Annotated in this window: 13 protein-coding genes; 8 read left to right on the top strand and 5 right to left on the bottom strand. The window is 73.4% G+C overall.

What is annotated here, in order from left to right:
* Positions 1–36: 36 nt before the first annotated feature.
* Complete coding sequence (locus AB0C84_RS32420; protein WP_338743442.1) at positions 37–678, top strand: hypothetical protein; 642 nt, start codon at positions 37–39, stop codon at positions 676–678.
* Positions 679–723: 45 nt separating this feature from the next.
* Here AB0C84_RS32420 and fabI read toward each other — a convergent pair whose 3' ends face one another.
* Both fabI and AB0C84_RS32410 read right to left on the bottom strand, forming a co-directional pair.
* The gene (gene fabI / locus AB0C84_RS32415) at positions 724–1,512 is read right to left on the bottom strand and encodes an enoyl-ACP reductase FabI (RefSeq protein WP_179841752.1); all 789 of its coding nucleotides are present in this window, start codon (positions 1,510–1,512) and stop codon (positions 724–726) included.
* A 5-nt stretch (positions 1,513–1,517) separates the two neighbouring features.
* Positions 1,518–2,222 (bottom strand): beta-ketoacyl-ACP reductase, encoded by a 705-nt coding sequence (locus tag AB0C84_RS32410; protein WP_179841753.1) that lies wholly within the window; start codon positions 2,220–2,222, stop codon positions 1,518–1,520.
* Between the two features lie 159 nt (positions 2,223–2,381).
* Between AB0C84_RS32410 and AB0C84_RS32405 the strand changes: the two genes are divergently transcribed.
* Together AB0C84_RS32405 and AB0C84_RS32400 are read left to right on the top strand one after the other, a co-directional pair.
* Positions 2,382–3,881, top strand: coding sequence for a TldD/PmbA family protein (locus tag AB0C84_RS32405; protein WP_361073943.1), 1,500 nt, complete (start codon positions 2,382–2,384; stop codon positions 3,879–3,881).
* Between the two features lie 5 nt (positions 3,882–3,886).
* The gene (locus AB0C84_RS32400) at positions 3,887–5,269 is read left to right on the top strand and encodes a metallopeptidase TldD-related protein (protein WP_361074003.1); all 1,383 of its coding nucleotides are present in this window, start codon (positions 3,887–3,889) and stop codon (positions 5,267–5,269) included.
* A gap of 78 nt (positions 5,270–5,347) precedes the next feature.
* Here AB0C84_RS32400 and AB0C84_RS32395 read toward each other — a convergent pair whose 3' ends face one another.
* Positions 5,348–5,560 (bottom strand): dodecin, encoded by a 213-nt coding sequence (locus AB0C84_RS32395; protein WP_258939909.1) that lies wholly within the window; start codon positions 5,558–5,560, stop codon positions 5,348–5,350.
* 68 nt (positions 5,561–5,628) lie between these two features.
* Here AB0C84_RS32395 and AB0C84_RS32390 point away from each other — a divergent pair, with 68 nt between their 5' ends.
* The 5 genes from AB0C84_RS32390 (at position 5,629) to AB0C84_RS32370 (ending at position 11,289) form a co-directional block, all read left to right on the top strand.
* Positions 5,629–5,964, top strand: coding sequence for a DUF3099 domain-containing protein (locus AB0C84_RS32390; RefSeq protein ID WP_179841755.1), 336 nt, complete (start codon positions 5,629–5,631; stop codon positions 5,962–5,964).
* Between the two features lie 712 nt (positions 5,965–6,676).
* On the top strand, positions 6,677–8,695 hold the full coding sequence (locus tag AB0C84_RS32385; RefSeq protein WP_361073941.1) for a substrate-binding domain-containing protein: 2,019 nt from the start codon (positions 6,677–6,679) through the stop codon (positions 8,693–8,695).
* Positions 8,696–8,791: 96 nt separating this feature from the next.
* On the top strand, positions 8,792–9,943 hold the full coding sequence (locus tag AB0C84_RS32380; protein ID WP_179841758.1) for an acyl-CoA dehydrogenase family protein: 1,152 nt from the start codon (positions 8,792–8,794) through the stop codon (positions 9,941–9,943).
* Between the two features lie 16 nt (positions 9,944–9,959).
* Complete coding sequence (fabG, locus tag AB0C84_RS32375; RefSeq protein ID WP_258939912.1) at positions 9,960–10,715, top strand: 3-oxoacyl-ACP reductase FabG; 756 nt, start codon at positions 9,960–9,962, stop codon at positions 10,713–10,715.
* Positions 10,699–11,289 carry a TetR/AcrR family transcriptional regulator gene (locus AB0C84_RS32370; RefSeq protein ID WP_179841760.1) on the top strand — a complete coding sequence of 197 codons (591 nt, stop codon included), beginning with the start codon at positions 10,699–10,701 and terminating at the stop codon, positions 11,287–11,289. The genes fabG and AB0C84_RS32370 overlap by 17 nt, the downstream gene beginning before the upstream one ends.
* On the opposite strand, the gene AB0C84_RS32365 is transcribed toward AB0C84_RS32370, so the two are convergent.
* Both AB0C84_RS32365 and icmF read right to left on the bottom strand, forming a co-directional pair.
* Entirely contained in the window at positions 11,286–12,056 is a 771-nt protein-coding gene (locus AB0C84_RS32365) for a helical backbone metal receptor (protein ID WP_361073938.1), read from the bottom strand. The two genes, AB0C84_RS32370 and AB0C84_RS32365, sit on opposite strands and share 4 nt — an antisense overlap.
* A gap of 12 nt (positions 12,057–12,068) precedes the next feature.
* Positions 12,069–15,287 (bottom strand): fused isobutyryl-CoA mutase/GTPase IcmF, encoded by a 3,219-nt coding sequence (gene icmF, locus AB0C84_RS32360; RefSeq protein WP_361074001.1) that lies wholly within the window; start codon positions 15,285–15,287, stop codon positions 12,069–12,071.
* Positions 15,288–15,329: the final 42 nt, after the last annotated feature.

Genomic DNA, 15,329 nt, shown 5'->3' with positions numbered 1-15,329 from the left:
ACAAGTGTCAGGCACGGCATCGGGTGGAGGAACGACATGCCCCAGCGGCTCAGGCGGCTCGGAACGGCGTCGGCGGCGGTCTCGGCGGGGGCGCTCGTCCTGGTCCTCGCCGCCCCGGCGGCCGAGGCGGCGGCGGAGACGTGCAAGAAGGGCGTCGATCCCGAGAGCACGGTGGAGAACTGGAAGTGCAACCTCGGCAACCTGCGCGAGGCGATCACCCCGAAGAGCCCCACCCCGGCGCCGGCGCCGTCCAAGACCGTGAAGCCCGTCCCCGAGAGGACCTCGAAGAAGACGAGGACGCCGGCCAAGGCGCCCGCCAAGGCCCCGCGCGGGCCCGCCTCGGCGCCGAGCGGCGGGCGGGCGGCGCCCGGCCCCGCCCCGATGACCGGGCCGGGCGGCCTCAAGCCGTACTCCGGGCAGGCGCCGGCCACGGCGGCCGGGCTGCCGGGCGTCCTGCCCACCCCGGAGATCGCGGCCGACCCGAACGCCTACCGGAACGCTTCGGCCGGGACGGCCGCCATGCCGCAGACCCGCCTCATCTCCCCCGTGGCCGCCACCGGCCAGGACGACGGCCAGATGGTCCTGGTCGCCGCCGCGGCCGGGGCCGCCGGGGCCGTGGGCGCGCTCAACGTCAGCGTCGCGGGCCGCGCCCTCCGCCGCCGGCGCGAGGCCCGCTGAGGACGGCTCCCACGGCCGCGCCGGAGCCCGGCGCGGCCGCCGGGATCACATGGAGGGCGCGCCGACCGAGTGCAGCCCGCCGTCGACGTGGACGATCTCGCCCGTCGTCGCGGGGAACCAGTCCGACAGCAGGGCCGCGCACGCGCGGGCGGTGGGCTCGCTGTCCTTGATGTCCCAGCCGAGCGGGGCCGCCTGCGGCCACAGCTCCGTCATGCCCTCGAAGCCGGGGATGCTCTTGGCCGCCATCGTCGCGAGCGGGCCCGCGGCGACGAGGTTCACCCGGATGCCCTGCGGGCCCAGGTACTTGGCCAGGTAGCGGGCGCACGACTCCAGGCCGGCCTTCGCCACGCCCATCCAGTCGTACACCGGCCACGACTTGGTGGCGTCGAAGTCGAGGCCGACGACCGAGCCGCCGTCCTTCATCAGCGGCAGGCACGCCATCGTCAGCGACTTCAGCGAGTACGCGGAGGCGTGCACGGCGGTGGCGACGTCCTCCCAGGGCGTCTCCAGGAAGTTCCCGCCGAGCGCGGTCTGCGGCGCGAACGCGATCGCGTGCATCACGCCGTCGAGGCGGTCGAAGCCGCTGTCGCGCAGGTTCCCGGCGAGGGCGCCGAGCTGGTCGGCGTCGGTCACGTCGAGTTCCAGCACCGGCGGCGGGTTGTCGGGGCCGGACGGCAGCCGCTTGGCGGTCCGCTGCGTGAGGGTCGGCCGCGGGTAGGCGGTCAGCACCACCTCGGCGCCCTGCTCCTGCGCGATCCGCGCGACGTGGAAGCCGATGGAGGCGTCGGTGAGGACGCCCGTGACCAGGATGCGCTTGCCTTCGAGGATTCCCATGTCCGTCAGTGCCCCATTCCCAGGCCGCCGTCGACCGGGATCACGGCCCCGGTGATGTAGGCGGCGTCCTCACTGGCCACGAACCGCACGGCCTTGGCGACCTCCTCCGGCTTCGCGATGCGCCCGAGCGGCACCGCGGCGGTGATGGCCTTCTGCTGGTCCTCGGTCAGGACCGACGTCATGTCGGTGTCGACGAACCCGGGCGCCACGACGTTGACGGTGATGCCCCGGGACCCGAGCTCGCGGGCGAGCGAGCGCGCGAACCCGACCATGCCGGCCTTGGACGCGGCGTAGTTGGACTGCCCCGGCGAGCCCAGCAGCCCCACGACCGAGGAGACCAGCACGATCCGTCCCGCGCGCTTGCGCATCATGCCCTTCACCGCGCGCTTGGCCACCCGGAACGACCCGGTCAGGTTGGTGTCCAGGACCGAGGTGAACGACTCCTCGCTCATGATCGCCAGGAGCGTGTCCTTGGTGATCCCCGCGTTGGCGACGACCACCTCGACGGGCCCCTGCTCCGCCTCCACCTTGCCGAAGGCCGCGTCGACGTCCTCGGCGCTCGTCACGTCGCACCGGACGCCGAACAGCCCCTCGGGCGGCTCTCCGGACCGGTAGGTGACCGCGACCGCGTCGCCCGCCGCGGCCAGCTCGCGGGCGATGGCGAGGCCGATGCCCCGGTTACCGCCGGTCACGAGGACAGAGCGACTCATCAGGACCCTCTCGTTGTGCTGCTCGTTGGCTGGTGCCCGACACTAGCGGCCCGCGCGCCCGCTGCGGATGTGCCGAACCGACAAGATCCGCTCACCTCCCTTTGTTCGGGCGGCGCGCGGGCCCCCGGCGGGACGGGCGCGGACGGTAGGTTGCGGAGGGTGCATGACATCGATCCCGCCTTCACCGCGCTGCCGCTCCGCGCGCTGGCCGACGCGGCCCTGTCCCGCGCCAGGGAGCTGGGCGCGGAGCACGCCGACTTCCGCCTGGAACGCATCCGCAGCCAGACGCTCCGCCTCCACGACGCCGCCCTGGAGACCGCCCTGGACGCCGACGACGTCGGGCTGTCCGTCCGGGTCGTCAAGGACGGCACCTGGGGCTTCGCCGCCGGCATCGACCTGACCCCCGAGGGCGCCGCCCGCGTCGCCGCGCAGGCGGTCGAGGTCGCCGCCGTCGCCAGGGCCGTCAACCGCGAGCCCATCGAGCTGGCGCCCGAGCCCGTCCACGGGGAGCGCACCTGGGTCTCGGCCTACGAGACCGACCCGTTCGAGGTGCCGACCGCCGAAAAGGTCGCGCTGCTGGCGGCCTGGAGCCGCCGGCTGCTCGGCGACGACCGCGTCGACCACGTCGACGCGACCCTGCTCCAGGTCAAGGAGAACAAGTTCTTCGCCGACCTCGCCGGCACGGTCACCACCCAGCAGCGCGTCCGGCTGCACCCCGTCGTCAACGCCGTGGGCATCGCCGGCGGCCTGTTCGACACCATGCGCACCCTGGCGCCGCCCGCCGGGTACGGGTGGGAGTGGCTGTCGGGCGAGCACTGGGACTGGGACGCCGAGCTGGCCCGCGTCCCCGAGCTGCTCGCCGAGAAGCTCGCCGCGCCGTCGGTGGAGCCGGGCGTGTACGACGTCGTCGTCGACCCGTCCAACCTGTGGCTGACGATCCACGAGTCGATCGGGCACGCCACCGAGCTGGACCGGGCGCTCGGCTACGAGGCCGCCTACGCGGGCACCTCGTTCGCCACGCCCGACAAGCTCGGGACGCTGCAGTACGGCTCCAAGGTCATGAACATCACCGGGGACCGGACGGCCGAGCACGGCCTCGCCACCATCGGCTACGACGACGAGGGCGTGCAGGCCCAGGCGTTCGACATCGTCACCGAGGGCCTGTTCACCGGCTACCAGACCGACCGGCGCATCGCCCGCCTCACCGGCGCCGGGCGCTCCAACGGCTGCGCGTTCGCCGACGCCGCGTCCAGCATGCCGATCCAGCGGATGGCGAACGTCTCGCTCAAGCCCGCCGAGGGCGGCCCGTCCACCGACGAGCTGATCTCGGGGGTCGAGCGCGGCATCTACATCGTCGGCGACAAGAGCTGGTCGATCGACATGCAGCGCCACAACTTCCAGTTCACCGGGCAGCGGTTCTTCCGCATCGAGAACGGGCGCCTGGCCGGGCAGCTCCGCGACGTCGCCTACCAGGCGACCACCACCGACTTCTGGAACTCGATGGAGGCCGTCGGCGGGCCGCAGACCTACGTGCTCGGCGGCGCGTTCAACTGCGGCAAGGGCCAGCCGGGGCAGGTCGCGCCGGTCAGCCACGGCTGCCCCTCGGCGCTGTTCCGCGGCGTCAACATCCTCAACGCGCTGAAGGAGGCCGGCCAGTGAGCACGATCAGGCCGCAGGAGGCCGTCGAGCGGGCCCTGTCGCTGTCGCGCGCCGACGACTGCGTCGTCATCGCCGACGAGGCGAGCACCGCCAACCTGCGGTGGGCGGGCAACACCCTCACCACCAACGGCGTGACCCGCTCCAGCCGCCTCACCGTCATCGCGCTGCGCGACACGGCGGAGGGCGTGGCGGCGGGCGTGGTGTCGCGGTCGGCCGTCGACGCCGACGGCATCGAGGAACTGGTGCGCGCCGCCGAGGCCGACGCCGCGGGCAACGAGGCCGCCGAGGACGCCCGGCCGCTGGTCGCCGAGGGGCCGCCCGCCGGTGCCGCCGGATGGGACGACGAACCCGCCGAGACCGGGATCGGGGTGTTCGAGGGCTTCGCTCCCGCGCTGGGCGAGGCGTTCGCCGCCGCGCAGGCCGGCGACCGGCGCCTGTACGGGTTCGCCAACCACGTCCTCACCTCGACGTTCCTCGGCTCCTCGGCGGGGCTGCGGCTGCGCCACGACCAGCCCACCGGGCTGCTGGAGCTGAACGCCAAGGGCGCGGGCGGCTCGGCGTGGGCGGGCGTCGGCACCCGCGACTTCACCGACGTCGACGTCCCCGCCCTCACCGGCGACCTCGCCCGGCGGCTGGAGTGGGGCGAGCGGCGCGTGGACCTGCCGGCCGGCCGGTACGAGACGATCCTGCCGCCGTCCGCCGTCGCCGACCTGATGATCTACCTGTACTGGTCGGCGGGCGCCCAGGACGCGCAGGACGGCCGGACGGTGTTCAGCGCCCCCGGCGGCGGCACCCGCGTCGGGGAGCGGCTCGCGGACCTGCCGATCACCCTGTCCAGCGACCCGGCCGCTCCGGGCATGCAGTGCGCCCCGTTCGTCGTCGCGCACGCCTCCAGCCGCGAGGCGTCGGTGTTCGACAACGGCCTCGCGCTCGGCGCCACCGACTGGATCAGCGACGGGACCCTCACGTCCCTGGCCCAGACCCGGCACTCCGCCGAGCGCACCGGGCTGCCGCTCACCCCCGCCGTCGACAACCTGGCGATGCGGGGGCCGGACGGCGGCGCGACCCTGGAGGAGATGGTCGCCCGCACCGAGCGCGGGCTGCTGCTGACGTGCCTGTGGTACATCCGGGAGGTCGACCCGCAGAGCCTGCTGCTGACCGGCCTCACCCGCGACGGCGTCTACCTCGTCGAGGACGGCGAGGTCGTCGGGGCGGTGAACAACTTCCGGTTCAACGAGAGCCCCGTCGACCTGCTGTCGCGGATCTCCGAGGTCGGCGAGACCGGGCCGACGCTGCCGCGCGAGTGGTCGGACTACTTCACCCGCACCGCCATGCCGGCGGTCCGGGTGCCCGACTTCCACATGTCGACGGTGAGCCAGGCCACCTGAGCCGTCACGGGCCGGGGACGGCGGGAGGGCGTGCCGGGGGCCCGGCCGCGCGGACCCGCCGTCCCCGGCCCCGTGCGGTCAGGCGTCCTCCAGGCGGAAGCCGACCTTCATGGTGACCTGGAAGTGGCCCACCTCGCCGTCCTCGATGTGGCCGCGGACCTCGGTCACCTCGAACCAGTCCAGGTGCCGCAGGGTCTGCGAGGCCCGCCGGACGCCGTTGCGTATCGCGGCGTCGACGGAATCCGGCGAGGTCCCCACGATCTCGGTCACGCGGTACGTGCGATCGGTCATCGACTCCTCCAGATGTTTTGCCCAGTGCCGCCGGTGCAGGTCGGACTCCATGGGCTTACCGTGGAATGGTGAAGGTCAATCCCCGCCACCACCGCGAGCCGGCGGTCTACACGGTCACCGACGCTCCCCGCCCCATGTCGGAGGACATCGGGCACCGCCAGCGGCGTTACCTGATCTCGATGGGCGTCCGCACGATCTGCTTCGTGGGGGCGGTGGTGGCCGCCGTTGCGGGCGCGCCGTGGTGGCTCGCGCTGCTCATGGTGGTCGGCGCCGCGCTGCTCCCCTACGTCGCGGTGATCTTCGCCAACGGGGGGCGCGAACCGACCGCCCCGGCGGCCTTCGACGACCGCCTCCGCAAGGAACAGAAGCCGGTTTCCGGACAGCGTCCGGAAATCCGGTCGTGACATTCTCTTGACTAACCGCAGGGGGTTTCGGTGTACGATTTGTACCGGCGCTCTGGTCCCCCGTCGGAGCGCCCGTGCCGGTGTTCCGGGCCCCCGTCGGAACACCGATGATGCGGCGCCGGGTGGATTGCCCCCGTATCCACCCGGCGCCGCTTTTCTCTCTCCGGGGTTCCCGCTGAAGCTTCGCGGGCCCGCAGATGACCTTCTCCGCACCTTCACTTGACCGCCCGCTCGGGCCGACGCACATTTGCGCGATAACGCAAGGCTTCCGCGCTGTCCTGCTCCGGCCATGAACCGGAACCCCGTCCTCGCGAACCCCGCGCACCGGTATCCGCAGGGAGCGGGGCGTTCCCGCGCGGGCACCCTCCGTCAGGACGGGCCGGCGGCGGACCGATCCTTCCCGGCGCCCGCTGCGTACTGCTGAGCGGCACCACCGTCCCCGCGCCCCAGGGGGAGGTCCCGTGGACCCGGACTCCGGCCGGACGACCGCCGCGGCGCGGAAGGCCGCGCTCCGCAGGGCGAGGCGCCCGGCCCGCAGTCCTGACCGGCGCGCCCCTATCCCGGGCCTCCCGCCCCCTTGACGGCGACGGCTGATGAGACGAACATCACAGCTGCCTCACCTGAGACATATCGACCATGTGTCTCAGGACGCGGGCCGTCCACCCACGGCGCGACGCGGCCCGCGGCCCCGCCCGGGAAACGGAGATATGCCATGAGCGCATTCGACGACGTGCCCGAGTGGGCGCCCCGGAACCCGCCGGAGCCGGGCGGCCCCGAGTCCCCCTACACCTTCCTCGGCGCCTCGCACCCGGCCGGGCTCCCGCCCCGCGGCGCGGCGGGCGGGCCCGAGAGCGAGCCCTTCGACGCCTTCAGCAGACCCGGCCGCACGCCCCGTCCCCCGGGCCCGGCGCACGCCGCCGCCAAGCAGCCGCGGGGGCCGTGGGCCCTCGGCGGAGGCCGCCCGCCGCGGCGGGTCGGCGGCGTCCTGCTCGGGCCGCTGGCGGGCGCGGTCGGCCTGGTGCTGCTCACCGGGTTCGGCGCGTACGCGATCGCCTCGGCGGGCGAGGGCTGCGCCGGCGGTGGCGCGGTGACGCTCGACGTGGCCGCGGCGCCGGACGTCGCTCCCGCGGTCGTGCGGGCGGCGGGGCGCTTCAACGACGCGGGGCACGAGGTGGACGGGCGGTGCGCCCGCGCGCGGGTGCGCGCCGCCGACCCCGCCGCAGTGGCCACGCTGCTGTCCGGCAAGGGTGTGGCCGGCGTCGCCCGCAGGCCGGACGTCTGGATCCCCGACTCCTCGCTGTGGACCAAGCTCGCCGGCGGCTCCGGGGCGGCCCCGGCCGCGGACGCCTCGGGGCCCCCCGCCGGGATCGCCTCGACCCCGATCGTCCCTGCGGTTCCGCGCGGGCTGGCGACGCAGCTGCGCAACCTCGGTGCCCCGGAGCGGCCGTCCTGGAAGGACCTGCTCGCCGCGGCCGGGACGGCCTCCGGCGCCGAGCCCGACCCCGCCGGGGGCCGCACCGGGGTGCTACCGCCGCGGCTGTTCCGGCTCCAGGTCCCCGATCCGTCCCGGAGCGCGACCGGCGTGGGCTCGCTGATCCTGGCCGGTGCGCTGCTGGGGGACGCCCCCGGCGGCGAGGCGTCGTTCACCGGCGTGGTCCGCACGATCCGGGAGGGCGTCGCCGTCTCCGTGGACGCCGAGTTCGCCGCGTTCGCCTCGTCCGCCTCGTCCGGCCAGGGCGAGGCTGACCGCTACCCGGTCGCGATGGCGCCCGAGCAGGCGGTGTTCGCCTACAACGCGCGGCGTCCGGCCGAGCCGGCGGTCGCGCTGTATCCGGCGGAGGGGACGATCTACCTCGACTACCCGGTCACCGTCCTGGCGGAGGACCGGGCCAGAGCGGGCGCGGCGCGGTTACTGCGGACGGCGCTCGCGGACAGGGCGACCCGGGACGACCTCCGGCGGCTGGGCTTCCGGGCGCCCGGCGGAGCCGCGCCCGCGTCGTTCTCGCCGCGGACCGGCCTGGACCCGCGCCCACCGCGGGCGCTCCCCGAGACGCCCGCCGCGGACGTGCGGCGCACCATGCAGTCGTGGGCGCAGCTGTCGCTGAGCATCCGGATGCTGAGCATCATCGACGTGTCGGGGTCCATGGACGAGCGGGTCGCGCCGGGCGTGACGCGGCTGCAGTCCACGGTGCGCACGGCCCAGGGCGGGCTCGCGCTGCTGCCGGACGACAGCGAGCTCGGCCAGTGGATCTTCTCCACGGACCTGCGGGGCGACCGGGACTGGCGGGAGCTGGTCGGCGTGGGACCGCTCTACGAGCGGCTGGGGTCGGCGACCCGGCGGCAGCTCGTGCTGAGCGCGTTCGCGCGGATCCGGGTGAAGCCGCACGGCGACACCGGCCTGTACGACACGGTCATGGCGGCGTTCGACTACATGAAGCGGACCTACAAGCCGGAGTACGTGAACTCGGTCCTGCTGTGGACGGACGGGAGGAACGAGGACCCGCACGGCCCGTCCCTGGAGGAGACCCTCGACCACATGCGGCGCGAGTACGACCCGGAGCGCCCCGTCCAGGTCAACATGCTGGGCTACGGGTCGGGCGTGGACGTCAACGAGCTGCGGCGGATCGCGCAGGTGACGCACGGCGACGCCTACGTGGCCGAGACGCCCGGGCAGATCCAGGCGATCTTCCTCGAGGCCGTCTCGCGCCGGGTCTGCGAACCCGACTGCTGACCCGCCCCGGCGGCCGACCCCTCTCGTATTTGATTCTAGAACTGGATTCGAGATAACTTAGCGTTCTGTTAGTAACGCTGGCGAGAGGGGCACGGCGTGCGCCGCACCGTTTTCAACGAGGACCACGAGGCCTTCCGGGACACGATCCGGGCGTTCATCGAGGCCGAGGTGGTCCCGGTCTACGAGGAGTGGGAGAACGCGGGCCACCCGCCGCGCGACTTCTACACCAAGCTCGGCGAGCTGGGCGTGTTCGGCATCCAGGTGCCCGAGGAGTACGGCGGCGCGGGCGAGACGAGCTTCAAGTACCAGGCCGTGGTCTCCGAGGAGTGCGCCCGCGCCGGGGTGAGTTTCGGCGGCTACGGCGTGCACGTCAACCTCGTCCTGCCGTACCTGCTGAAGTACGGGTCGCAGGAGCAGAAGAAGCGCTGGCTGCCGCCGTTCGTGTCCGGCGAGATGATGACGGCGATCGCGATGACCGAGCCCGGCACCGGCTCCGACCTCGCGGGCATGCAGACCACGGCGAAGCTGGACGGCGACCACTACGTCCTGAACGGCGCCAAGACGTTCATCACCGGCGGCGTCCTCGCCGACCGGGTGCTCGTGGTCGCGCGGACGTCCCCGGCGACGCCGGAGAACCGCCGGGCGGGCCTGTCGATCCTCGCCGTGGACACCCGGAGCGAGGGCTACGCGGTCGGCCGCAAGCTGGAGAAGATCGGGCTGCGCAGCTCCGACACCGCCGAGCTGTCGTTCACCGACGTGCGGGTGCCCGTGGAGGACCTGCTCGGCGAGGAGGGCCGCGGGTTCGAGTACCTGACGCACAACCTCGCCGAGGAGCGCCTCGGCATCGCGACGAGCTCCTACGCGTCGGCGGCCGCCGCCGTGGAGTTCGCCCGCAGGTACGTCCAGGAGCGCACCGTCTTCGGCAAGACCGTGTCGTCGTTCCAGAACACCAAGTTCGTGCTGGCCGAGTGCGCCACCGAGGTCGAGGCGGCACGCTCGCTCGTCGACCGCTGCATCGAGGCGCTGGACGCCGGCGAGCTCACCCCCGCCGACGCCGCCGTCTGCAAGCTGTTCTGCACCGAGGTGCAGGCCCGCGTCGTCGACAAGTGCCTCCAGCTGCACGGCGGCTACGGCTACATCCTGGAGTACCCGATCGCGCGCCTGTACGCCGACGCCCGGGTCGCCCGGATCTACGGCGGCACCAGCGAGGTGCTCAAGACCATCATCGCCAAGGACATCCAGGTCTGACGGAAGGGCTGCGCACATGACCGACACCCGGGTGGCCATCGTCACCGGCGCCGCGCGCGGCATCGGCGCCGCCACCGCCGTCCGCCTCGCCAGGGAGGGCTTCGCCGTCGCGGTCTGCGACCTCGACGAGGCCGCCTGCGCCGGCACGGTCGAGACGATCACCAAGGACGGCGGCACCGCGCTCGCCGTCGGCGTGGACGTCGCCGACACCGCGCGGGCGAACGCCGCCGTCGCGCGCGTCGCCGCCGAGCTCGGCCCGCCCGTCGTCCTGGTGAACAACGCCGGCATCACCCGCGACAACCTGCTGTTCAAGATGTCCGACGACGACTGGGACTCGGTCCTGTCGGTGCACCTGCGCGGCTCGTTCGTGATGACCCGCGCGGCGCAGGAGCACATGACGAAGGCCGGATGGGGCCGGATCGTGAACCTGTCGTCGGTGTCGGCCCTCGGCAACCGCGGCCAGGTCAACTACTCGGCGGCCAAGGCGGGCCTGCAGGGGTTCACCAAGACGCTGGCGATCGAGCTGGGCAAGTTCGGCGTGACGGCCAACGCGATCGCGCCGGGGTTCATCGCCACCGAGATGACCGCCGCGACCGCCGCCCGCGTCGGCGTCGACTTCGAGGACTTCAAGGCCGCCGCCGCCAAGGAGATCCCGGTCCGGCGCGTCGGCGTCCCCGAGGACATCGCCGGGACCGTAGCGTTCCTGGTCAGCGACGACGCGTCGTTCGTGTCCGGGCAGGTCATCTATGTGGCCGGTGGTCCCCGCGCGTGACGGGGCGGCCCGGGTGCGCGACCGGGACGGGACGGAGGAGTCGCTGCGCGCGGCGGCGGTCGCGCTGCTGCGGCGCGGCGGCGTCCTCGCCGGGCTGAACCTGCGCCAGGTCGCCGACGAGGCGGGAGTCAACCGCGGGCTGGTCTACCAGTACTTCGGGTCGCGGCGGGCGCTGCTGCGCTCGGCGCTGTTCCACCGGTCGCGCCCGAACGCCGAGGACGCCGTGGACGCGGCCGGGCTGCCGCTGCGCGAGCGGCTGGCGCGGCTGTTCTGGACGAGCCTGCGCGACCCCGAGCCGGTCCGGCTGGCGACGCTGCTGGTGCTGGACGGCGACGACCGGCCCCGGGTCCTGCTCAACCGGGGCGCGGGCCGGGAGGACCTCGCGGCGGAGGCGGAGCGCGGCGACCTGCCGGTCGAGGACGTGGCCGCCGTGCAGGCCGCCATCGCCTCCACCGTCTACGGGTACACGCTGCTGCGCGAGCACCTGGCGCGGGAGATCGGCGTGCCCGCCGAGGAGCTCGACGAGCGCATGGCCCGCTGCGTGGAGGCCATGTTCGTGCGCCGCCCCGGCTAGCGGGGGCGGGCCTCGGCGAGCCGTTCCGCGAGGACGGCCGGGGCCTCGACCAGGGACGGGCCGTACCAGGTGAGGAGCCGGCCGCTGACGAGCGCGGCGTCGAGCCCGGGGAAGGACTCCGGGCCGTCGTCCTCGGTGAAGCGGTACGGCTCGTCCGGCAGGACCACCAGGTCCGCGCCGGCCGCGTTCAGCTCGTCCAGCGGGATCTTCGGGTAGCGCTCGGGATGCCCCGCGTAGACGTTGGACACGCCGAGGCGGGCCAGGACGTCGCCGGTGAAGGTGTCGCGCCCGACGACCATCCACGGCCGCCGCCAGATCGGGATCACCGCCGCCCGGGGCTCGCCGGGCGCGACGCCGGCCCAGACGCGGGACGCCTCCTCCAGCCAGCCGGGCACCGGCACCCGGCACGCCTCGGTGAGCATGCGCCGCAGCGACGCCAGCGCCTCCTCGACCGTGCGGATCCGCGTCATCCAGACCGGCACGCCGGCCGCGCGCAGCGCCTCGACGTCGGCGGGCCGGTTCTCCTCGGTGTTGCCGACGACGACGTCGGGCCGCAGCCCGATGATCCGCTCCAGGTCGGGGTTCTTGGTGCCCCGCACGCGCGGCACGTCCAGGCCCTCGGGGTGGGTGCACCAGTCGGTGGCGCCGGCGAGCAGCCCCGGCGCGGTCGCCGCGACCGTCTCGGTCAGGGACGGGACGATCGACACGACGCGGCGCACCCGGTCCGGAACACCGGCCGGGGCGCCGGTGTCGTCGTGGACGGCCATCGGCGGGGCGCCTCAGACGTTGCGGCGGTACTGGCCGCCGACCTCGAAGAACGCGTCGGTGATCTGCTGGAGGCTGCAGACGCGCGCCGCGTCCATCAGCACCGCGAACACGTTCTCGCCGGACCGGGCCGCGTCCTTGAGCGCGGCGAGGGCGGCCCGCGCCCCGTCCCGGTGCGCCTCCTGGTAGCCGTGGACGCGGTCGAGCTGGGAGCGCTTCTCGCCCTCGGTGGCGCGGGCGAGCTCGATCGTCTTCGGGGTCCCGTCGCCCGCCTCCGGGCCGCGGAACGTGTTGACGCCGATGATCGGCAGCGAGCCGTCGTGCTTGCGCTGCTCGTACAGCATCGACTCGTCCTGGATGCGGCCGCGCTGGTAGCCGGTCTCCATCGCGCCGAGGACGCCGCCGCGCTCGCTGATGCGGTCGAACTCGGCCAGCACCGCCTCCTCGACCAGGTCGGTCAGCTCGTCGATGACGAACGACCCCTGCAGCGGATTCTCGTTCATCGCCAGCCCCCACTCGCGGTTGATGATGAGCTGGATCGCCAGGGCCCGCCGCACCGACTCGGCCGTCGGCGTGGTGACCGCCTCGTCGTAGGCGTTGGTGTGCAGGCTGTTGCAGTTGTCGTAGATCGCGATGAGCGCCTGCAGCGTCGTGCGGATGTCGTTGAAGTGCATCTCCTGCGCGTGCAGGGAGCGCCCGGACGTCTGCACGTGGTACTTGAGCTTCTGGCTGCGCTCGTTCGCGCCGTACCGGTCGCGCATGGCCACGGCCCAGATGCGGCGGGCCACCCGTCCGAGCACGTTGTACTCGGGGTCCATACCGTTGGAGAAGAAGAACGACAGGTTGGGCGCGAAGTCGTCGATGTCCATGCCCCGTGCCAGGTAGGACTCGACGTAGGTGAAGCCGTTGGCGAGGGTGAACGCGAGCTGGCTGATGGGGTTCGCCCCGGCCTCGGCGATGTGGTAGCCGGAGATCGACACCGAGTAGAAGTTGCGGACCTTGTTGGCGATGAACCACTCCTGGATGTCGCCCATCATCCGCAGGGAGAACTCGGTGGAGAAGATGCAGGTGTTCTGCCCCTGGTCCTCCTTGAGGATGTCGGCCTGCACGGTGCCGCGCACGGTGGCCAGCACGTGCGCGCGGATCTGCGCGGCCTCCTCCTCGGACGGCTCGCGGCCGTTCTCCTCGTAGAAGGCGTCCAGCCCCTGGTCGATGGCCGTGTTGAGGAAGAACGCCAGGATCGTCGGCGCGGGACCGTTGATGGTCATCGACACCGACGTGGTCGGGGACGACAGGTCGAACCCGTCGTAGAGCGCCTTCATGTCGTCCAGCGTGGCGATCGAGACACCGGACGTGCCGACCTTGCCGTACACGTCGGGGCGCTCGTCGGGGTCGCGCCCGTACAGGGTGACCGAGTCGAACGCGGTGGACAGGCGCGTGGCGGGCTGGCCCTCCGACAGCAGCTTGAACCGGCGGTTGGTGCGGAAGGGGTCGCCCTCCCCCGCGAACATGCGGGCGGGGTCCTCGTTGTCGCGCTTGAAGGGGAACACCCCGGCGGTGAACGGGAACCGGCCGGGCAGGTTCTCGTTGCGCAGGAACCGCAGCAGCTCGCCGTGGTCGGTGTAGCGCGGAAGCGCGACGCGGGGGATCCGGCTGCCCGACAGGGACTCGCGCGTGAGCGTGGTGCGCAGCTCCCTGTCGCGGATCTTCACGACCTGCTCGTCGCCGGAGTAGGACTCCACGACGGCGGGCCAGCCCTCGACGAGTTCGGCGTTCCCGGGCTCCACGTCCCGGCGCGCGCCCTCCAGCAGGCTCTCCACCTCGGAGGCGTCCGTCAGCTCGGCGCGCACCTCGTCCAGCCGCTGGACGCGCCGCACGGCCTCCATCTGCCGCAGCGTGTCGGCGTGGTAGCCGCGGACGGTCTCGGCGATGTCGGACAGGTACCGCACGCGGTTCGGCGGGATGACGTTCGCGGCGCCGGTCGACACCTTGGTCGCGACCTCGGGCAGGGCACCGTCCTCCAGGCGCAGGCCGTGCTCGCCCAGCAGCCCGCCCAGGTGCTGGTAGAGCGCCGTGACGCCGTCGTCGTCGAACGTGGCGGCGCTCGTGCCGAACACCGGCATGTCCTCCGGCCGCCGTCCGAACGCCTCCCGGTTGCGCACGAGCTGGCGGCCGACGTCCCGCAGCGCGTCGGCCGCGCCGCGCCGCTCGAACTTGTTGATCGCGACCACGTCGGCGAAGTCGAGCATGTCGATCTTCTCCAGCTGGGACGCGGCGCCGAACTCCGGCGTCATCACGTAGAGCGACACGTCCACCAGCGGCACGATCGCGGCGTCGCCCTGCCCGATGCCGGGCGTCTCCAGGATCACCAGGTCGTAGCCGGCGGCCTTGCAGGCGGTCACGATGTCCTCGGCGTTCTCCGGCAGCTCCCGCGCGCCCCGGGTGGCCAGCGAGCGGAAGAACACGCGGTCGCCGTCCAGGGAGTTCATCCTGATCCGGTCGCCGAGCAGCGCGCCGCCGCCGCGCCGCCGCGTCGGGTCCACCGCGAGCACCGCGACGCGCAGCCGGTCGCCCTGGTCGACGCGCAGCCGCCGCACCAGCTCGTCGGTGAGGGAGGACTTCCCGGATCCGCCCGTCCCGGTGATGCCCAGCACGGGGACCCGCCGCCCGGCCGCCGCCTCGGCGAGCCGCGCGCGGTCGTCCGCGGGCAGGGCACCGGCCTGGAGGCAGGTGATCGTCCGGGCGAGCGCGCGCCGGTCGCCGGCCAGTACGTCGCCGGCCGGCACGGGCTCGGCGGCCAGGTCGACGTCGCAGTCGCGGACCAGCTCGTTGATCATCCCGGGCAGGCCGAGGCGCTGCCCGTCCTCCGGGGAGAAGATACGCACCCCCGCCCCCGACAGCCGCGCGATCTCCTCGTGCACGATGACGCCGCCGCCCCCGCCGAACACCTTCACGTGCTCGGCGCCGGCCTCCTTCAGGCTGCGCGACAGGTACTCGAAGTACTCGACATGGCCGCCCTGGTAGGAGCTGATCGCCACGCCCTGCGCGTCCTCCTCCAGGACGGCGTCGACGACCTCGCGGACGGAGCGGTCGTGGCCGAGGTGCACCACCTCGGCGCCCTGGGACTGCAGGATGCGCCGCATGATGTTGATGGCCGCGTCGTGGCCGTCGAACAGCGCCGCCGCCGTCACGAAGCGCACCGGGTGCACCGGCGAGTGCAGCTCCCCCGTCACCGTCCCCACCCCAAACCTTGGACATCCAATATTTGGAAGTTA

Origin of the sequence: Actinomadura sp. NPDC048955 (genome assembly GCF_040649435.1) — a bacterium.
GTDB classification, from domain to species: Bacteria; Actinomycetota; Actinomycetes; order Streptosporangiales; family Streptosporangiaceae; genus Spirillospora; species Spirillospora luteofluorescens.
This window is presented reverse-complemented; position numbering and strand designations above follow the sequence as displayed.